General features: G+C 72.6%; 17 protein-coding genes. 4 read left to right on the forward strand and 13 right to left on the reverse strand.

What is annotated here, in order from left to right:
- Positions 1-44 precede the first annotated feature (44 nt).
- Entirely contained in the window at positions 45-1,298 is a 1,254-nt protein-coding gene (locus tag Vse01_RS02755) for a glycosyltransferase family 4 protein (protein ID WP_093402711.1), read from the reverse strand.
- A 162-nt stretch (positions 1,299-1,460) separates the two neighbouring features.
- Here Vse01_RS02755 and Vse01_RS02760 point away from each other — a divergent pair, with 162 nt between their 5' ends.
- Positions 1,461-2,015, forward strand: a complete 555-nt coding sequence (locus Vse01_RS02760; protein WP_093402710.1) for an arsenate reductase/protein-tyrosine-phosphatase family protein — start codon at positions 1,461-1,463, stop codon at positions 2,013-2,015.
- On the opposite strand, the gene Vse01_RS02765 is transcribed toward Vse01_RS02760, so the two are convergent.
- Positions 1,996-3,462 carry a tyrosine-protein kinase domain-containing protein gene (locus Vse01_RS02765; RefSeq protein WP_093402709.1) on the reverse strand — a complete coding sequence of 489 codons (1,467 nt, stop codon included), beginning with the start codon at positions 3,460-3,462 and terminating at the stop codon, positions 1,996-1,998. The two genes, Vse01_RS02760 and Vse01_RS02765, sit on opposite strands and share 20 nt — an antisense overlap.
- A 369-nt stretch (positions 3,463-3,831) precedes the next feature.
- Here Vse01_RS02765 and nhaA point away from each other — a divergent pair, with 369 nt between their 5' ends.
- Positions 3,832-5,163, forward strand: coding sequence for a Na+/H+ antiporter NhaA (gene nhaA / locus Vse01_RS02770; RefSeq protein WP_093402708.1), 1,332 nt, complete (start codon positions 3,832-3,834; stop codon positions 5,161-5,163).
- Between the two features lie 17 nt (positions 5,164-5,180).
- Here nhaA and Vse01_RS02775 read toward each other — a convergent pair whose 3' ends face one another.
- The 9 genes from Vse01_RS02775 to Vse01_RS02815 all read right to left on the reverse strand — a co-directional run bounded on the left by Vse01_RS02775 (position 5,181) and on the right by Vse01_RS02815 (position 12,835).
- Positions 5,181-5,471, reverse strand: a complete 291-nt coding sequence (locus Vse01_RS02775; RefSeq protein ID WP_198413145.1) for a DUF1622 domain-containing protein — start codon at positions 5,469-5,471, stop codon at positions 5,181-5,183.
- Positions 5,468-5,818 carry a DUF1622 domain-containing protein gene (locus tag Vse01_RS02780; RefSeq protein WP_093402707.1) on the reverse strand — a complete coding sequence of 117 codons (351 nt, stop codon included), beginning with the start codon at positions 5,816-5,818 and terminating at the stop codon, positions 5,468-5,470. The genes Vse01_RS02775 and Vse01_RS02780 overlap by 4 nt, the downstream gene beginning before the upstream one ends.
- A 95-nt stretch (positions 5,819-5,913) precedes the next feature.
- Complete coding sequence (locus Vse01_RS02785; RefSeq protein ID WP_093402706.1) at positions 5,914-6,501, reverse strand: TMEM165/GDT1 family protein; 588 nt, start codon at positions 6,499-6,501, stop codon at positions 5,914-5,916.
- A 270-nt stretch (positions 6,502-6,771) separates the two neighbouring features.
- Positions 6,772-7,737, reverse strand: coding sequence for an L-histidine N(alpha)-methyltransferase (gene egtD, locus Vse01_RS02790; protein WP_093402705.1), 966 nt, complete (start codon positions 7,735-7,737; stop codon positions 6,772-6,774).
- Positions 7,738-7,809: 72 nt separating this feature from the next.
- Complete coding sequence (gene egtC / locus Vse01_RS02795) at positions 7,810-8,556, reverse strand: ergothioneine biosynthesis protein EgtC (protein WP_093402704.1); 747 nt, start codon at positions 8,554-8,556, stop codon at positions 7,810-7,812.
- A gap of 22 nt (positions 8,557-8,578) precedes the next feature.
- Positions 8,579-9,913, reverse strand: coding sequence for an ergothioneine biosynthesis protein EgtB (gene egtB, locus Vse01_RS02800; protein ID WP_093402703.1), 1,335 nt, complete (start codon positions 9,911-9,913; stop codon positions 8,579-8,581).
- Entirely contained in the window at positions 9,910-11,145 is a 1,236-nt protein-coding gene (gene egtA, locus Vse01_RS02805) for an ergothioneine biosynthesis glutamate--cysteine ligase EgtA (RefSeq protein WP_093402824.1), read from the reverse strand. The genes egtB and egtA overlap by 4 nt, the downstream gene beginning before the upstream one ends.
- Before the next feature lie 294 nt (positions 11,146-11,439).
- Positions 11,440-12,204, reverse strand: coding sequence for a hypothetical protein (locus tag Vse01_RS02810; RefSeq protein ID WP_093402702.1), 765 nt, complete (start codon positions 12,202-12,204; stop codon positions 11,440-11,442).
- 1 nt (position 12,205) lies between these two features.
- Positions 12,206-12,835: an RNA polymerase sigma factor gene (locus Vse01_RS02815; RefSeq protein WP_093402701.1), complete on the reverse strand. Its 630-nt coding sequence runs from the start codon at positions 12,833-12,835 to the stop codon at positions 12,206-12,208.
- A gap of 505 nt (positions 12,836-13,340) precedes the next feature.
- Between Vse01_RS02815 and Vse01_RS02820 the strand changes: the two genes are divergently transcribed.
- Positions 13,341-14,708: a serine/threonine-protein kinase gene (locus Vse01_RS02820; RefSeq protein WP_093402700.1), complete on the forward strand. Its 1,368-nt coding sequence runs from the start codon at positions 13,341-13,343 to the stop codon at positions 14,706-14,708.
- Between the two features lie 102 nt (positions 14,709-14,810).
- The gene (locus tag Vse01_RS02825; protein ID WP_093402699.1) at positions 14,811-16,073 is read left to right on the forward strand and encodes a nucleotide sugar dehydrogenase; all 1,263 of its coding nucleotides are present in this window, start codon (positions 14,811-14,813) and stop codon (positions 16,071-16,073) included.
- Here Vse01_RS02825 and Vse01_RS02830 read toward each other — a convergent pair whose 3' ends face one another.
- The gene (locus Vse01_RS02830; RefSeq protein ID WP_093402698.1) at positions 16,074-18,551 is read right to left on the reverse strand and encodes an ABC transporter permease; all 2,478 of its coding nucleotides are present in this window, start codon (positions 18,549-18,551) and stop codon (positions 16,074-16,076) included.
- Position 18,552: 1 nt separating this feature from the next.
- Positions 18,553-19,335: an ABC transporter ATP-binding protein gene (locus Vse01_RS02835; RefSeq protein ID WP_093402697.1), complete on the reverse strand. Its 783-nt coding sequence runs from the start codon at positions 19,333-19,335 to the stop codon at positions 18,553-18,555.
- Positions 19,336-19,451 lie beyond the last annotated feature (116 nt).

A 19,451-nucleotide genomic window follows, 5' to 3' on the forward strand; every position in this document is an offset into this window, starting at 1 on the left:
TGTTCTTAACACCTAACGGTGAGTTTGGAGTGTTAATGACGGGATCAGGCGTTACGAGAGGTTCGTTCGGCTTCCGTGGCACGCCTGGCGCCGATGGCCGCCGCCTCGCGCAGCAGCTCCTCGATGCGATCCACGCCCGACGGCAGCGACATCTCCCGGAGATACGCTTCCCGGCCGCGCCGACCCATCTCGGCCCGCGCCGGTGCGGGGATCTGCGCCGCCAGCCAGAGCCGGTCCGCCAGGCTGGCCCAATCCTCTGGTGGGCAGGACAGCCCCGCCCGGGCCCGTTCGACAAGCGTCGCGGTGTCGCCGCCGGCCGAGGCGACCACCGGTACGCCGCAGGACAGGGCCGCTTGGAGCTTGTCCGGCACGCTGCTGCGCAGCTCGGGCAGATCGCGCACCATCACCAGCTGGTAGTCGGCAGCGGCGTACAGCTCGGGCATGTCCAACGGGGAGCGCCGGTCCACGAATCGGACGTTGTCGGCCCGCAGCTCGGCGGCGAGGCCCCGCACCCGCCGCTCGTCGGCGCCCGAGCCGACCAGGACCAGATCCACGGTCTCGCCCAGGGCCGCCGCCGCGCGTACCGCCGTGTCCAGTCCCTGCCGCGCGCCGATGGTGCCGGCGTGCATCACCACGCACCGTTCGTCCCGGCGGACCAACCGCCGAGCGGCCGGACCGGCCGACACCGGGCGGAAGATCCGCTCGTCGGTCCAGTTGAGCACCACCCGGACCCGCGCCTGGTCGATCCCGTCCGCCAGCACCGCGTCCCGCAGGGACGGCGTGGTGACCGCGACGCGGCTGGCGGCACGGTAGGTCCGGAGGGTGGCCGCCCGCACCCGCGCCGCCCACCTGCCGTCGTCGATGGCCTCGGGGACCTGTTCGGCCCAGACGTCCGGCACGTGCAGCACCAGCGGCACCGGACCGAGCAGGCGCAGCAGGGCCGCCGAGGCGAAGACGGCGGCCGGCGGCTGGTGCACGTACAGCACGTCCACGCCGGCCAGGAACCGGCGGCCCACAAGCGCCGCGCTGCCGGCGAAGGTCAGCCAGGAGGCCATCCGGCCGCGTACGGTGACGTCGCCGGTGCTGTACCGGGGCACCCGCCGCACGGTCAGCCCCCGGCTGCGGGTCTCGTGGTGCCAACGCTGCCGCCACCCCGGGTACACGTGCCCGCCCGGATAGTCGGGGAAGCCGGTGAGGACCCGCACCTCGTGCCCCCGCGCCGCGAGTTCCTCGGCGAGGCTGCCGGGAATGAACGCCGGCTCCGGCGGAAAGTGGTACGTCACCATCCCGATTCGCACCCGGACACCCCCGTTCCCTCGCATCGGTTCGGCGCGCCGCCCGGGACCGCGGCTGCGACGAATGCGTACGATCTCGACATCCCCTCACCGGGCGGACGCCACCGGCGACCGTCAAACGTCGCGGCGCCACCGCCCGCGACCGCGTCGTCCAGGGGGTTCCACATGCTCAGCGGGGTGCTGTTCGTCTGCCACGCCAACCTGTGCCGGTCACCGATGGCCGAGTACGCCGCCCGTCGCCTGCTCACCGGGCAGCCGGTGACGGTGGCCAGCGCCGGCACCGACGCCGTCGAGGGCCTGGCCATGCATCCGTACGCGGCGGCGATCGCCGCCGAGACCGGTGAGGACCCGGCGTCGTTCCGCAGCCGGCGACTACTGCCGGAACACCTCACCGGGGCGGTGCTGGTGCTGACCGCTACCCGGCGCCAGCGCTCCATCTGCACCGCGCTGGCGCCGGCGGCGCTGCACCGGACCTTCACGCTGCGCCAGTTCGGCCGGCTCGCCGCGGCGGCCGAACCACCGCCGGACGAGCAGGACGATCCGGTACGGGCCGCGGTGGCCGCCGCCGCACTGGCCCGGGGGCGGTTGCAGCCCGCCCCCGGCGATGCGGACGACCTGCGTGACCCCGTGGGGGGCACCCCGGAGGACTTCCGACGCTGCGCGGAGGAGATCGACCGCGCGCTGCGCCCCCTGGCCACGCTCATCGGGACAGCCGGGTGAGTTCCTGCGTGTGGTCGCTCACCTCGCCGGTGTTGGCCCGCTCGGCATGCCGGCCGCCCCTGCTGCGCTCCGACGGCACCGACTGGCCACCCGTCGCTGCGGCGACCACCCGGTAGGCCTCGTACTGGTACGCCTCGGCCTTGGGCACCCGGGCCATGTTCAGCACGCAGCCGAGCAGCCGCACCGAGACCGAGTGCAGGGCCCGGGCGGCCGCCGCCACCTGGGCCCGCGAGGTACGTCCCTGCTGGGTGACCAACAGCGCGCCGTCGGCCTGCACGGCGACCACCACACCGTCGGTGACCGCGAGCAGCGGCGCGGTGTCGATGATGACGATGTCGGCGGATTCACGCAGGGCGAGCAGCAGATCCGACATGGCCTTGGAGCCGAGCAGCTCGCTCGGGTTGGGCGGCGCCGAGCCGCTGGGCAGCACGAGCAGCGACTTGTCGCCCCAGCGCTGGACCACGTCGCCCACCTGCACGTCGCCGACGAGCACGTCGGTCAGCCCCACCCCCGGGTCGATACCCAGGTAGTCGCCGACCTTCGGGCGACGCAGGTCGGCGTCGACAAGCAGCACCCGCCAGCCCGCCTCGGCCAGGGCGATCGCCAGGTTGCACGACAGGGTGGTCTTGCCCTCGCCCTGCAGGGCGCTGGTCACCGCGATGACCCGGGCCGGCTCGTGCACGTCGACGAAGCGCAGGTTCGTCCGCAGCTTGCGGACGGCCTCGGCCCGCGCCGAGGTGGCGGCGTCACCGACGATCAGTGGAGCCGACCGCGCGCTGGTGTCGATCGGGATCTCGCCGAGCAGCGGGCTGCCGGTCACCCGCTGCAGGCCGGCCGCGTCGCGCAGCCGGACATCGGCCATCCCCCGCAGAATCGCCAGACCGACGCCGGCCAGCAGACCGAGCAGGGCGCCGATCGCGGTGTTGCGTACCGGCTGCGGCGACACCGGCGTCGGGGTCACCCGTGGCCCACTCACCACCTCGATCTTGATTGGCCCCGGGCTGCCGTCCGGCCGTGCCTCGACCTTCTGGACGAGTTCCACGAACTTCGCCGAGAGCGCCTCGGTCACCCGCAACGCCCGGGTCTGGTCGGTGTCGGTCACCGACGCCCGCAGCAGCACCGTGCCGGTCTCGGTGGAGGTGCTGACCCGACGCTGAATCTCCTCCGCGGTCAGCCCGAGCTGATTGTCGGCCACGGCGGCCTGCGCCAGCCGATCGCTGGTGAGCAGCTCCGCGTAGGACTTCACCCGCTGCTGGAGGAAGAGCCCGCCCTGGTAGGCATCGGTGACACCCTGGCTCGGCGTGGTGACGAAGAAGGTGACCGAGGCGACGTAGCGAGGCTGGGCCCGCACGGTGACCAGCGCGGTCACGCCCAGGGCCACCATGAGGGTGACCAGGACGATCCACCAGTGCCGGCGCACCAGGCGTAGTTGGCGGTACAGGTCCATCAGGCGGGCCTCCGTACCGGGCCGGTAACGCCAAAGAACTTCACGAAAACCCCCAAGGTCGACTCAATCTCGTGAAACCATTAAAGCGGCTCATGCGGCTTATGTCCGGAGTTAGGTATTTTCTCAATGGCGGATCGTGCCCGCAGTGACCAACCGGACCGGGGGTCTGTCGGAATCGCTCCGACCCGGAAAAAATGCGGTGTCTTCGCCGAGCACTTCGGGTGACTCCTCGCCCTCCTGTGGGAAGAGTCGCGTTCGCCCCGCTCGCGACGGTCGTCGGCACTGGATAGGGTCTTGCACGGGTGTGCCGGGAAGCCTGGTCGGCGATGGTGCCGTGCTGCCCTCCGACCGACGAGGTGGACCTCACGTATGACCGATCAGACCCCGCCCCCCGAGCGCCGTGGCGTGCGCGGCCTCTTCGCGCGTACCTCCTGGCCCGAGGCGCGTTTCCTGGCCGACGTGCTGCGCACGGAGACCGTCGGCGGCGCCCTGCTGCTCCTCGGCGCCGTGATCGCACTGGTCTGGGCGAACTCGCCCTGGGGTGACGCCTACGCGGACCTGGGGCGGTGGGTGCCCTGGTCGGGCGGCGCGGCGTTGCACCTCGACCTCGACCTGGCCACCTGGGCCGCCGACGGCCTGCTGGCCATCTTCTTCTTCGTGGTAGGGCTGGAACTCAAGCGCGAGTTCGTCGCCGGCGAACTGCGTGACCCGCGGCGGGCGGCGCTGCCGGTGGTGGCGGCGGTCGGCGGAATGGTCGTGCCGGCGCTGATCTTCGTGGCCGTCAACGTCGCCGGTGGCGGCGACGGACTGCGCGGCTGGGCGATCCCGACCGCCACCGACATCGCGTTCGCGCTGGCGGTGCTGGCCGTGATCGGGGCCTATCTCCCGCAGGGACTGCGCGCCTTCCTGCTCACCCTGGCCGTCGTCGACGACCTGCTGGCCATCACCATCATCGCGATCTTCTACACCGACGACTTCAGCATCGTCCCGCTGCTCGCCGCCCTGGCGCCGATCGCCCTGTTCGGCCTGCTGGTGCAGCGTCGCCGCACCTGGTGGTGGGCGCTCATCCCGCTCGCCGTGATCGCCTGGACCCTGGTGCACTCCTCCGGAGTGCACGCCACGGTGGCGGGCGTGCTGCTGGGCTTCACCGTGCCGGTGCTCGCCGGCAAGGGCAGCCCCGGCGGCCGCCCGATGCCCGGCCTCGCCGAGCACCTGGAGCACGTGTGGCGGCCGATCTCGGCCGGCTTCGCGGTACCGGTCTTCGCGTTCTTCGCCGCCGGGGTGTCCCTGCGTGGCGCGGACCTCGGCGCGGTGATCACCGACCCGATCGTCCTCGGCATCGTGCTCGGCCTCGTCGTCGGCAAGTGCGTCGGCATCCTCGGCTCCACCTTCCTGCTGGCCCGGTTCACCCGGGCCAGCCTGGACGAGGACATCAGCTGGTCGGACCTGCTCGGCGTGTCGTTCCTGGCCGGTATCGGGTTCACCGTGTCACTGCTCATCGGCGAGTTGGCCTTCGGCTCCGACGGCGGCGAGGGCGACAACGTCAAGGCGGCGGTGCTGGCCGGCTCGCTGATCTCGGCGCTGCTGGCCACCGTCGTGCTGCGGCGGCGCAACAAGGTGTACCGCGCGATCGCCCTCAAGGAGCAGGTCGACCAGGACCGGGACGGTGTGCCGGACGTCTACCAGAAGCCCGGCGGCTGACCCGTTCCGCGCCGCGCTCATCGGGGAAACGCCCGGCCGACCCGCTCGGCCGGGCGTTTCGCCTCTCTCGACCGCCGCCGGAAGTCCGCGGTCAACGCGGTACGCACCAGCAGGCGCAGGGCCACGATCGCCACCAGTACGGCGATCTCCGCCCAGGACTGCTCCCCGGTCAGCCGCAGCAGGCCGGCGGCGAGCAGCATGTCGAGCAACACCCCCAGGGCCGTCGTACGCGAGCCGGTGGTCAGCAACGCCACCGCCGCCGCGAGTACACCGAGCGCCGTGATGAGGGCGGAGAGCAGCATCCTCATCGGTTGTCGACCTGCCGCTGCTCGTGTTCGATCTCGCGTCCCAGCACGTAGTTCAGCACCGTCCGGATGGCCGCGATGGCGGCCAGTTGGCCGATCTGCGCAAAGGTCGGCGACAGCGCGGTCCGCAGGATGTCCGCCGCCAGCTGGAATTCCAGGCCGAGGGTCAGGAAGCGCCCCAGGGACAGCCGGATCCGGGTGAACACGGCGGCGTCGCGGTGGCGCAGCCCGTCGACCACGAACCGCAACGCGGCCAGCGTCGCGCCGACGACGATGACGAACGCGCCGACGAGTTCCACAGCGGTCACCAGCAACTGGTGGCCCCGTTGGAGGATCACCTCGACGTCCACCCCGACGGCTTACCCGGCCTGCCTGCGGGTAGTCGGCGCCGGGTCGTACGACGACGGGCCGGTCACCGTGGCCGCCGGGCAGGCGACCACGGCGGTCAGCGCAACTGGGTCACCGCGTCGATGATCAGCCAGACACCGCTGATGGCGAAGAGCGTGGCGGCGCCGTACCTGATGGTTCGTTCCGGCAACTTCCGACCGAGCAGCCGACCGGCGATGATCGCCAACGCGTCCGCCAGGACCATGCCGATCGTCGAGCCGATCCAGGTGCCGAACCAGCCGTACTGGGTGGCCAGCGTGATGGTCGCGAGCATCGTCTTGTCGCCCAACTCGGCGAGGAAGAAGGCGACACCGACGGTGATCACGGCTGATCTGCCGCCGCGGGCGGCACGGCGCTCGTCGTCCTCGGTGAGCCGGTCGCCCCGCAGCGTCCACGCGCCGAAGCCGAGGAAGGCCAGACCCGCCAGCAGCGAGATCCAGCCGGTCGGCAGGGTCGCGCCGAGGCCGTGGCCGATCGCCACCGAGGCGAGGTGCACCACTGTGGTGGCGACGGTGATGCCGATCAGCACCGGCACCGTGCGATACCTGGTGGCGAAGGCCAGCGCCATGAGCTGGGACTTGTCTCCCAGTTCGGCGACGAAGATGACGCCGAAGCTGATCACCAGCGCGGCGAGGAACCCGTCCATGATGTCCTTCCCGGATCAGACCGGGAGAAGGGTGTGGGGACGCCCTCGACCCGGCCGCAACAGCCTGGGTCGAAGGTCTCGCCCGCCTCGCCGAAACGAGGCCGGGTGGCCGGATGCGTCACGCACCAGTATGTCGACCACGACGTTATGGGCTACTCCCCTTCGCTACGCCCAGCCTAGCCGATCGTCCGTGCCCGGATCACCGGGGCCCGGCGTGCCGGCCGCCGGACCCCCGGTGCCGAGCAGATCAGCTCCGCCGCTGGACAGCGCTCATTCGGCGCGTGCGAGGGTCACCCCGAACAGGCCGTCCGGGTCGGTCCAGAACCGCTCAGTGCGGAACCCGGCGGCGGCCAACTCGCGCGAAATCCCCTCCGGGCGGAACTTCGCCGACACCTCGGTACGCAGGTCCTCACCGACGGCGAAGTCGACGTTCAGGTCGAGCACCGCCACTCGCATGGATCGCTCAGCCCGCAGCCGCATTTCGATCCACTCCTGTTCCGGATTCCAGAGCGCGACATGGGCGAACCCCGCCGGATCGAAGTCGGCGCCGAGTTCCCGGTTGAGCACCCGCAACACGTTGCGGTTGAACTCCGCGGTCACCCCTGCCGCGTCGTCGTACGCGGGCACGATCACCGCCGGATCCTTGACCAGGTCGGTACCGACCAGCAGCCAGTCACCCGCCTCCAGCGCGGCCCGCATCCCGGCGACGAACGCCGCCCGCTCCTCCGGCAGCAGGTTGCCGATCGTGCCACCGAGGAAGATGACCAGCCGCCGCCCGCCGGTCGGCAGGTGCTCCAGGTGGCGCGTGAAGTCCCCGACGATGCCGCGCACCCGCAGGCCCGGATAGTCGGCGGCGAGGGCGGCGGTGGACCCGGCCAGCGCGCTGACCGACACGTCCAGCGGCACGAACGTGCCGAGCCCCCCGTGCTGGGTGAAGGCATCCAGCAGCAGGCGGGTCTTCTCCGAGGAACCGGAGCCCAGCTCGATGAGCGTCTTCGCGCCGGTCAGCTCGGCGATCTCCGTCGCCTGCGCGGCCAGGACGGCACGCTCGGCCCGGGTCGGGTAATACTCGGGCAGTCGGGTGATCTCGTCGAAGAGTTCGCTGCCCCGGGAGTCGTAGAACCACTTCGGCGGCAGCCACTTCACCGCGGCGGTCAGCCCGACGCGGACATCCCGACGCAGGCTGCGACTGATGTCCCGGTCGTCGAGGTGGATCTCGAGCGGCTCAGCGCTCATCTGCTGTCCCCTTCCGTCGTGTCTGACAGGTGTGTGCGGACCCGATGCCTGCCGGCCGGCCGCCCGGACGCCTCACCACGCCGCCAGTGCCTGCTGGCGCAGATCGGTCGCCGTGGCCTGCACGAGTTGCCCGTCGGGCACCGCACGCCAGCCCGGTCCGTCGTCGTGCGGTTCGGAGGCGAGCAGCACCGACGCGGGTGTGGCACGCAATGACAGGGCGTGCCCGGCCGCGCTGGCGACCACCGTGTGCCCGTCGGTGAGCAACAGGTTGAGCCGGGAGCCGGGGGCCGCCGCCGCCACCGAGGTCACCGTCTCGGCGACCGCCCGGGCCGGCGCGACACCGGCGCGCAACCGGTCACGGACCAGCGCCCACAGCAGTGCCGAGTCGGTCGTCGCGTCGAGGGTGAGCAGGTCCCGTACGGGTAGCTCGGCGGCGAGCGGGACCATCGTGTCCGGCCAGCCCCGGACCACACCGTTGTGGCTGAACAGCCACCGCCCCTCGGCGAAGGGCGCGGCGGCGGTGTCGACGATCGCCATGCCGACGGTGGCTGAGCGGACGGCGGCCAGCACCGCGCCGGTGGAGGTGACCGCGGCCAGTTCGGCGATGGTCGGGTCGCTCCAGATGGGTTGCGCCCGGCGGTACCGCACCGGCGTCGGGCCGTCCGGGTACCACCCGATGCCGAAGCCGTCGGCGTTGATGGTCCCGCCGCCGCGCATGTCGCGGGGAGCCCAGGACTGGCGCAGCAGCGAGTGCGGCGGGTCGAACAGCAGCTCCCGCAGGGTCACCGGTGGCCCTAGATAGGCCAGGTGTCGGCACATCAGGCGACCGGCTTCCGGGCGGTCACCGATGCGCCTCGTCCGGCCGGGCGTCCCGGGCGCAGCGGAAGCCGCTGAAGATCTGTCGCCGGATGGGATAGTCCCAGTTTCGGAACGTGCCGCGGCACGCCGCCTGGTCGGTACCGAACGAACCACCCCGCAGCACCTGGTAGTCGTCGCCGAAGAAGACCTCGGAGTATTCCCGGTAGGGAAAGGCGGCGAAGCCCGGGTAGCCCTGGAGCGGGGTGGCGGTCCATTCCCACACGTCGCCGATGAGTTGATGCACCCCGAGTGGCGAGACGCCTGCCGGATAGGCGCCCACCGGTGCCGGCGACAGGTGCCGCTGGCCCAGGTTTGCGTGCGCGGAGGTCGGATCCTCGTCCCCCCACGGATAGCGCCGGGACCGGCCGGTCGCCGGATCCCACCGGGCGGCCTTCTCCCACTCCGCCTCGGTGGGCAGCCGCTTGCCCGCCCAGGTGGCGTACGCCTGTGCTTCGTGGAAGCAGACGTGCACCACCGGCTCGTCGTCGCGGACCCGGTCCAACCTGCCGAACCGCAGGTAGGCCCAGCCGTCTCCGTCCCGCCGCCAGTGCATCGGCGCGCTGAGCCCGGCCTGCCTGCGGTGCTGCCAGCCCGCCTCGGTCCACCAGCGCGGGTCGTCGTATCCCCCGTCGGCGATGAACGCCCGGTACGCACCGTTGGTCACCGGTGCGGCGTCGATGACGTACGCGGGCAGGTCCACCCGGTGGGCGGGGCGCTCGTTGTCCAGTGCCCACGGGTCGGTGTCGGTGCCCATCACGAACGGGCCGGCGGGCACCAGCACCTCGGCGGGCACCCGTACGGTCGGCTCGGGCGGCGGCGGCGCGTGCAACGCCACCGGGCCGGAACGCAACTGGTGGGTGGCGAGCATCGTCTCGTCGTGCTGCTGCTCGTGCTGCACGATCATGCCGAAGGCGAAGCCGTCGGTGACCAGCCGACCACTGTCGAAGGTGACCCGGTCCAGCAGGTCGTACACCTTCTCCCGGACCGTGGCCACGTACGCCCGGGCCTCCGGCGGCGGCAGCAACGGCAACGACGGGCGGTCCCGACGCGGCTGCTTGAACGCGTCGTACAGGTCGTCGATGTCGCATCGGACCGGTTCCCGCCCGCCGACGTCGCGCACCAGCCAGAGCTCCTCCTGGTTGCCCACGTGCGCCAGGTCCCACACCAGCGGGGACATCAACGGTGAGTGCTGACGCATCAGGTCGTCGTCGTCCACCGCCTCGGTCAGCAGGGCGGTGCGGGCGCGGGTACGCGCCAGCTCCGCCGCGATCCGGGCGCGTAACCCCTCGGCGTCGCGGTCGATGCCGATGTCGGTCACCGCATGCTCCTCTCCGCGGCGTCACGCCGCCGTCGTAATCCGTGGTCCATCTCCTGGTGCAGGGTCGGCGGCAGTTCCAGCCGCGGCAACGCGGTCCGGGCCAGGTCGAGCAGGCCCGCGGCGGCCCGGGCCAGGGTGGCGTCCCGCAGGCCGTGCCGCGCGGCGCGGCGCCAGCTGTCGGCAGCGGGCGCAGCCGCCTCCATCGCCGCGACGATCGTGTCGGGCCCGCTGAGCAGTGCGCTGAGCACCGCCAACGGCAGGATCCAGCCCCGCCCCGGTTGGGCGTCGAAGTAGCGGATCTCCAGGTAGCCACGCGGACGCACCGGCGGGAACAGGGTGCTGACGTGGTATTCCAGGTCGTCGACGCGGGGCGGTCGGTGCAGCGCCCCGTCGACCCAGTCGGCGAAGGTCACGCCCGGCGGAGCTGTCCAGTCCGGACCGTCGCCGCGCACGCAGAGCAGCGGCGCGGCCAGGACGTAGGCCGTCCAGGCGGCGACCGGATCACGGTCGGCTTCGGCGGGCGTCCAGACCGGGGCGGTGCGGGCGGGATCGATGCGCCACCACGCGCCCATCCGGGCCGACGCCCAGCCGGTGTCACGGCCGGCGTGCCGGTTGGCGGTGGCGAAGGCGGCGAGCAGGGGCGGCCCGACCGCGTGTACCAGTTGCCAGCGGGCCGGCAGTTGCTCAGGCTGCCCGGCGTCGAGACAGATCTGCAGCCCGGCGGTGCTGTACATCATCGTCCGCCCGTCGGGCCCGCGACGGTCGAAGACCTGGCGCATCGCGCGGTAGCGGGGGGTGTCGATCACCGGCCGAGGGCGTCGGTACGGGTCGATGCCGGCCCGGCCGAGAGTCAGGCCGGCGGCGTCCAACAGTCTGGTGGCCTGCTCCACGTCGGACTGGGTGGCCTCGATCAGCGCGGCGACGCAGGCTTGCGGTGCGGTGGAGATCTCCAGTTGCCCGCCGGGCTCGACGGTCATCGCGCTGCCCCGGAGCAGGCGCAGGGCGGGGCTGGTCGGGTCCAGCGTGGTGGGGCCGTACGGCCCCAGTGCCGCGCGCAGCCGCGCGGCGTCGACGGGGCGAACCGGATCGACGGCGTCGTGGACCGTCCATTCCAGCTCGACCCCGGTGAGGGTGGGTGGACCGGTCTTGAAGCAGATCCGGGCGAGGTGCCGGGCCGCGGCGGCACGGTCCCGCAGCACCGGGATCCGGTCCACCTCCGGTGACATCACCATGCGTGGCTCCTTCCCGATCGATCCGCCGCCACGGTAGCCCACCCCGGTGACATCGAACCCATAAGAACCTGAACCGCACGGTGCCGGCGCACCGGCTCCGAACGCCTGACACGTCGCCTTCGCCGGCTGGTTGACGAGGCGATTCGCCCGGGGGGCGGTCTCGGCAGCTCCGCCACCATCTGTGTAGCAGGGACCAACCGTCCGTCGAACGGATTTCACGATTCGGTCGAATTCGACTCGGGCGGAACAGGTTCCCCTTCGCGCGGACCGCCGGACGGAGGGGTCCGGTGGGACTCAGCCGGCGGCGCTTCCGGTCTGCTCCGGCTCGGCCCGGAGGCCGTGGCAGTACTCCTCGATGTGTTCCGCGCCGCCGGCCGCGACCACCAGTTCCTGGAAGGCCGGCGTACGCAGCGCCTGCTCCCGCTGCCGTTCCGACTTGGCCAGATAGGCCCGACAGAGGCCCGGATGGTCCCTGGTGTTTTCCGAGTTTCCGGGGCCGACGTTCCCGCTGGCTCCGGGGCTCGGCCTCGCCGAGGCGCCCGGTGGCCACACCGGGGTGCTCGGCGACCGCGCGGGTGGGGAGGTCGGGGCTGCGGTAGGACCGTCGGTCGGGGCTGCGGTGGCCGCTCCGGTAGGCCCGGTCTCCCCGGGAGGCGTGGCGTCGATGGTGGGTGCCGGCGCGGCGGGGCTGGTGACGACCGGCGGCGAGACCGGACCGGAGCCGTCCAGACCGGCCGCCGCCAGAGCGACGCCCGCGGTGGCGGTGGCCGCCAGACCGGCGACCCAGGCCACCGCGCCAACGGTGAACCGGCGCCGTCGTCGCCGGGGCGTCGACGCCGCCGCCCCAGGTTGGCGGGCGGTGCGGAACGCCGCGACGGCGGCCTCCTCGCCGGCCAGTTCCCGCTCCCGCGCCGGACCGGCGGCGGCCCGTAACAGGTCGGCGAGCGGGCCGGTCGGTCCCGGTGCCGTACGCGTGGGTCCGGCGTGCGGGGCGGCATCCAGCAGCCGCTCGTGGTCGCCGCGTCGCGACCGGCTCAGCATCACTCGCAGTCCACGCATGTCAGCCGTCCACCGGTTCGGTCTGCGGCGGCAGGCCGGCTCGTCGCCGGGCCCGGATGTCGGCCCCGGTCGGGACGTCGTCGGGTGCGGTGCTCGCAGCTCGCTGGTCCAGCAGCACGGCCAGCCGGCGCAGGCCACGGTGGGCGGCGGTACGCACCGCACCGGCCCGACGGCCGAGCACCCGCCCGGCGGTCTCGGCATCGAGCCCGATCACGGCCCGCAGCAGCACCGCCTCGGCCTCCCGGGGCGGCAGGCTGGCGATCATCGCGAGCGCGGCCTCGGTGCCGAGACTCTCGCCCGCCCGTTCGGCGGTGTCCGCGTCCCCGGCCAACTCGCTGAGTTCCTGCACGGGCACTGACAAGGCGGGGCGACGGCGCTGCCGGCGCAGGTGGTCCATGGCTCGGTTCCTGGCGATGGTGACGACCCAGGCACGAAACTGGCCGCCGGTGAAGGTGGGCAGGTCGCGGGCCACCTGCAACCAGGTCTCCGACGCGACGTCCTCGGCGTCCGCACCGACCAGGGCGGTCAGGTAGCGCAGCAGCCCGGGCTGAAGGTTGCGGTAAAGGTTACGGAAGGCGTCCTCGTCGCCCGCCCGGGCGGCCACCACCAGTTCGTCCAGTTCACCGGTCACGGTCGCACCGCCGCCCCACCGGCCGCTCTCGGGAGGCCCACCGAGGGGCGGCACGCCTCGACTCGGCCGACTCCGCGCCCCGGACCTCGCTCCGCACCCCACCCCCGTTGACCTGAACGAACCGGGCTCGTGCGGCCCGGTAGCGGATTCTCGCCGACAACGCCGAGGACCACAACCTGACCGCGCGCCAGTCCCAGCCGACCGAGGTTGGGCCGACGTTCGAAGCGCCGACACCGCCGGACCGGGACGTGGCGGGCACACCCGCAGTGAGAATTGTCTACCTGCGCAACCGCGGTTCGCCGTAACGCGGCGCGGGCCCACGACGCTGCGGACAGTCGGACCGGACCGACACCGACGACAATGTGGCGCCCTGTGCCGTCCTGGTCACCCTGGGACAACCGCGGTCCGCGGTCGACGGGTCCGTCGATTCGGACAACGGGCCGACCATCGGCACGGCCCGACCCGCCGACGCGCCGTTCGGGCTCGCGGTGGGTACGGTAATGCCGTGTTGTCTTCGGAGGTCGTACTCAGCGGTCGCTACCGCTTGGACGAGCGTGTCGCCACCGGCGGCATGGGCGACGTCTGGCGGGCGACCGACCTGATCCTCGGACGGCAGGTCGCGGTCAAGGTGCTGCTGCCCTCGCTCGTCTCCGACCCCGATTTCATCGCCCGGTTCCGCGCCGAGGCACGGATCATGGCGGCGCTGCGGCACCCGGGAATCGTGCAGGTCTACGACTGCGGTGAGGACGATCTGCCCGACGGTGGCCGGGCCGACTACCTGGTCATGGAGTTCGTCACCGGTCAGCCGCTGTCCAAGCGGATCGAGGCCGAGGGTCGCCTGGACGTCGGCCTGACCATGTCGGTGGTGGCGCAGGCGGCCCAGGCGTTGCACGCCGCGCACGTCGGCGGGATCGTGCACCGCGACGTCAAACCGAGCAACCTGCTGATCCAGGAGGACGGCACGGTCGTCCTGGTCGACTTCGGCGTGGCCCGTTCGACGAACGTCACCAGCATCACCAGCACCAACGCCGTGCCGGGCACCGCTCTGTACATGGCTCCCGAGCAGGCCGCCGGGCGACCGGTCTCCGGCGCGACGGACCTGTACGCGCTCGGTGCCGTCGCCTACTGCTGTCTGACCGGCAGTCCGCCGTTCACCGGCGACAACCCTCTCCAGGTCGCCGTCCGGCATCTCGACGACCCACCACCGGAACTGCCCCACGACATCCCGGAAGCGGTGCGGGTGCTGGTCGACCGGGCCCTGGCCAAGGACCCGGCCGACCGGTTCAGCAGCGCGGCGGCGATGGCGGAGGCGGCACGGGCAGCCGTATCCGAGGGCTCCCTGCCCACCACGGTGGTCCCGGCGGCCACGGCGCTGCGCGACGCCGGGCCGGACACACGCACCGGACTGCCGGTGATCGACGCACCGCCACCGGGCCGTCGGCGTCGCGGCAAGTTGGTGGGCGCGCTGACCGCCGTGCTGGTCGGGATGACGGCGCTCGGCGCAGCGCTCGGCGCCACCCAGGAGGCCAACACCCCGGCGGTCAAGCTGCCGACCACCGCACCGACGGTGGAGTCCACCGACGAGGAAGCGGCACCACCGAGCCCGCAGGAGAGCGCACCGGCGCAGGCGCCGTCGCTGCGTCCGGCCGGTTCGACGACCCGGCCGAGCGAGTCTCCGTCGCCTGAGCCGTCTTCGCCGCAGCCCAGCGAGTCGAGCGAGCCCGCGTCGCCGGACCCGACCACGCCCAGCCCCGACCCGGAGCCGACGGATACGCCCAGCAGTCCGGCGTCGTCGACACCCACCACGCCGTCCACGCCCACCACGCCGCCGGACGGTGAGCCGGGCACCGGCGAGGGCGAGGGGGGCGGCTGACCTCACCGGCCGGTCGCTCTAAATCCCCGAAACGGACGTACGGCACCACACTGCGCTCTAGGCTCCTCACCAGCAGTTATCTCCTACTGTTCGGGAGTTCGGGTGAGCGTGGAGAAATTGGTCGTCGTCGGCCAGGGTTACGTCGGTCTGCCGCTGGCCATGCAGGCCGTCGAGGCCGGTCTGGACGTGGTCGGCCTCGACGTCGACGCCGACCGGATCAAGCGCCTCGCTTCGGGCGAGTCGTTCGTGTCGGACATTCCCGCCGACCGGCTCGGCCGTGCGCTGGCCAGCGGTCGGTACCGCCCGAGCACCGAGTACGCCGATGCCAAGGACTTCGACATCTGCGTCATCACCGTGCCCACTCCGCTGCGTGACGGCACCCCCGACCTGAGCTTCGTGGAGCAGGCCGGCACGGGGATCGGACCGTACCTGCGGCCCGGTTGTACGGTGGTCCTGGAATCCACCACCTACCCCGGCACCACCGAGGAGCTGCTCCGACCGCTGTTGGAGGCGGCCAGCGGGCTGCGCAGCCCAGGGGACTTCCACCTCGGGTACAGCCCCGAGCGGATCGACCCGGGCAACCCGACCTGGCGGCTGGCCAACACCCCGAAGGTGGTTTCCGGGGTGGACGCCGCCGCGCTCACCCGGATCGACTCGTTCTACCGGCGCCTCGTGGAACGCACGGTCCCGGTGGACTCGACCCGGGTAGCCGAGCTGACCAAACTCATCGAGAACACCTTCCGGCAGGTCAACATAGCCCTGGTCAACGAGCTGACGATGCTCTCGCACCAGTTGGACATCGACGTGTGGCAGGCCATCGAGGCGGCCGAGACGAAGCCGTTCGGATTCATGCCGTTCCGGCCCGGGCCCGGCGTCGGCGGGCACTGCCTGCCGATCGACCCCTGCTACCTCTCCTGGCAGGTCAAGCGCCGCCTCGGCCGGCAGTTCCGGTTCATCGAGCTGGCCAACGACGTCAACCACGAGATGCCCGAACACGTGGCGCAACGGGTGATGGCCGGGCTGAACCGCTCCGGGCGGGCGGTCAAGGACGCCCGGCTGCTGCTGCTCGGGCTGGCGTACAAGCGCAACACCGGTGACATGCGCGACTCGCCGGCCGTGGAGGTCGCCCGCCGGCTGCGGGAACTCGGCGCCGAGGTCCGGGCGGTCGAGCCGTACGCCGAGGCGCACCACCTGCCCGCCGGGGTGCTGACGGTGAGCCTGACCGAGCGCGAGCTGCGCGAGGCCGACGGTGTCGTGGTGGTCACCGACCACGACGTGTTCGACTACGACCTCGTGGTCCGGCATGCCCGATACGTCTTCGACACCCGCAACCGCTGCACCGGCCCCACGGTGGAACGCCTCTGATCAGCGGTCCGCGAGTGCCTCGACGACGGGCAGCGCCAGGGCCCGGCGGGCCGGCAGCACCGATGCGACAAGCGCCGCCAGCACCGCGATCCCGAGGATGCCGCCGAGCTGTCCCCACGGCAGGACGAGGGTGAACTCGCCGGCGATCCGGGACAGCACGGCCATCGCCGAGGCGGCGACCCCGGTGCCGAGGGCGACGCCGAGCACCGCGCCGACCAGCGCGGTGAGCACCGCCTCGACGGCCAGCATGCCCCGCATCCGCCCACGGGTCAGACCGACCGCCCGCAGCACCGCGTTCTCCCGGGTGCGTTCCACCACCGACAGGCTCAGCGTGTTGGCCACCCCGACCAACGCGATCACCACCGCCAGTCCGAGCAGTGCCACCACGAACGCCAGCAGCATGTCCACGGTGCCGGTGAGCATCCGTTTGTACGCCGCCTGGTCCATCAGGTTGACCGTCGGGTAGTCGACCAGGACCGCCTCGATCGCGGCCCGGGCCGCAGTGGCGGACACCCCCGCCGCCGGGTCGACCTCCGCCAGGTGGCCCCGCTCGTCGGGGAAGAGCCGGGTGAAGTCGGCGTCGTCCAGCTCGACGACGTGACCCTCCGGTACCCGCCCGTTGTCGGCCTCGGGTCCGGTGCCGACGACCACCGCCGCCACCTCGAACGAGCGTCCGTGCAGGGTCACCGTCTCCCCCGCCGACCAACCACGCCGACCGGCCAGCTCCCGGTGCACCAGCAGCCGACCCGGTCCGAACCGGTCGAGCTGCCCGGTGAGCACCCGGTCGACCCGGTGACCGACCAGCGCCGGGGCGGCGGCCCGGAACTCGACGTCGGCGACCACGTGCGTACGCCACTCGTGCACCGTGCCCAGCTCCGGCCGGTCGGCCAGCGCGTCGACGACCCCGGCGGGCAGCTCCACCCCGATCCCGGTCACCACGAAGTCCACGCCCACCTCGGCGTCGACGCTGCGCTCGATGGCCGCCTTGGTGCTCTGCGCGCCCACCACGAAGGAGGAGACCAGGCCGATCCCGATCACCAGCGCGGTGGCGGTCGCGGCGAGCCGTCGCGGATTGCGGACCGCGTTGGCCACGGCGAGGGAGCTGGTCCTCCCGAAGATCCTGCGGGTCGGGACGCCGAACAACCGCACCAACGCCGGCACCAGCACCGGACCGAACAGGACCAGGCCGAGGAAGCTGAGCACCCCGCCCAGGGCCACCAGCACGACCTGCCCCGCCGAGGCCGCGCCGACCAGTGCCGCCACCCCGCAGGCGAGGACGATCGCGCCGAGCGCCAGGCGTACCCGGCCGGCGGGGCGGGCGACCTGGACGGCGGCGTCGGTCAACGCGGCCACCGGGGCGACCCGGGTGCCCTGCCAGGCCGGTACGAGTGCCGCGCCGACCGTGAGGGCCGTGCCGGCGGCGAGGCAGCCCAGCACGGTGCCGACGGTGAGGGTCGGCTCGCCGTGCAACGGGGTGTCCAGCCGCGCCATCAACAGGTTGAGGCCGGCCGCCAGCCCGGCACCGAGCCCCACGCCGAGGGTCGAGGCGGCGAGCCCGACCGCTACCGACTCCAGCAGCGTGGCCCGGAACACCTGTTCCCGGGTGGCACCGACCAGGCGCAGCAGCGCGGTCCGCCGGGTGCGCTGGGCGAGCACGATCGTGAACGTGTTGGCGATGACGAAGGCGGCGACCACCACGGCCACCCCGGCGAAGGTGAGCAGCACCATGTTGAACTGGCTCAGGTCGCGAACCTCCTCGGCCACAGCGGCGTCGAGGATCTCCTGTCGGGTGCGTACGGTGGTGTCCGCGCCGACCGCCTCGGCGATCCGCTCGGCGAGCAACCGATCGGTCGTACCCGCCTCGGCCGCCACCATGATCCGGTCGTAGCCGCCGCGGTCGGTCGCGGCGAGGGCGTCGGCACCCACCAGACCGATGTACGGACCACCGACGTCGCGCGCAGTACCGGCCACGTCGACCGCGCCCACCAGGGTGTACGGGCGGGCCGCGCCGCTGGCGCCGCCGACACGTACCGGCGCGCCGAGGTCGAACCCCTGCGCCGTGACGGTCCGCTGGTCGAGCACCAGCTCGCCGGTGCGGGCGGGCAGGCGGCCGGCCACCACGTCGTACGACTGGAGGGCGGGATCGGTGGGGATCGCGGCGAGGACCCCGTGGCCGAGCACCGGACGGCCGTCGGAGCCGACCAGCCCGCCGGTGCCGATCAGCTCGCCCTCGGCGGCGCGTACCCCGTCGACCGCGCGCACCCGTTCGACCAGGGACGCGTCGATCACCTCGTCCCGGTAGACACCGACGTCGGTGTGGCGGTCGAAGGTGCCGGCCCGGTCGTAGGCACCGGCCCGCATCCCGTCCACGAAGATCAACGTGCCGGCGATGAAGGCCACCCCGAGGACGACGGCGAGGGTGGACAGCAGCATGCGCGCCGCCTCGGCGCGCAACGACCGCAGGGTCAGCCTGATCATGTCAGCGCCCTCCGGCCGGGGCCGTGGCGTCGGTGTCCAGACGACCGAGCACGTCGAGGATCCGCTCGGCGGTCGGCTCGGCCAGTTCCCGGACGAGCCGACCGTCGGCGAGGAAGACCACCCGATCGGCGTGGGCGGCGGCGACCGGGTCGTGGGTCACCATCACCACGGTCTGCCCGAGGGTGTCGACCGCCTCGCGCAGCAGCCGCAGCACCTCTGCCCCGGCGCGGGAGTCCAGGTTGCCCGTGGGCTCGTCGGCGAAGATCACCCACGGTTTGGTGATCAGTGCCCGGGCCACCGCGACGCGCTGCTGCTGGCCACCGGAGAGTTCGGCCGGACGGTGCCGCAGCCGGTCGGTCAGTCCCACCGCCGCGACCACCTGCCGCAGCCAGGCCGGGTCCGGCCGCCGTCCGGCGATGTCCAACGGCAGGGTGATGTTCTCCTCCGCGCGCAGCGCCGGCAGCAGGTTGAACTTCTGGAACACGAAGCCGATCCGGTCGCGACGCAGCAGGGTCAGCCGGCGGTCGTCGAGGCGGCCCAGCTCGGTGTCGCCCACGCGTACCGTTCCGGCGGTGGGGCGGTCCAGGCCGGCCAGGCAGTGCATCAGGGTCGACTTGCCGGAGCCGGAGGGGCCCATGATGGCCGTGAAGCGGCCGGCGGCGAAGTCGACGTCGAGGTCGTCGAGGGCGACGACGGCGGCCGGGCCGGTGCCGTACTGCTTGCGCAGGCTCCGAGCGGTGACGGCGACACCGGCGGTGACGTGGACGGGTGGTGCGATCGACACGTGCTGCTCCGTGGGACGGTGGATGTCGGACGTCCCCGACGCTATGGAGACCACCGGCCTGTCGAGATCAACCCGGACGCTCGACCTCGGTACGCCTCAGGTCGTCCCGCCCCGGC

The organism is Micromonospora sediminimaris, from assembly GCF_016863575.1.
GTDB lineage: Bacteria > Actinomycetota > Actinomycetes > Mycobacteriales > Micromonosporaceae > Micromonospora > Micromonospora sediminimaris.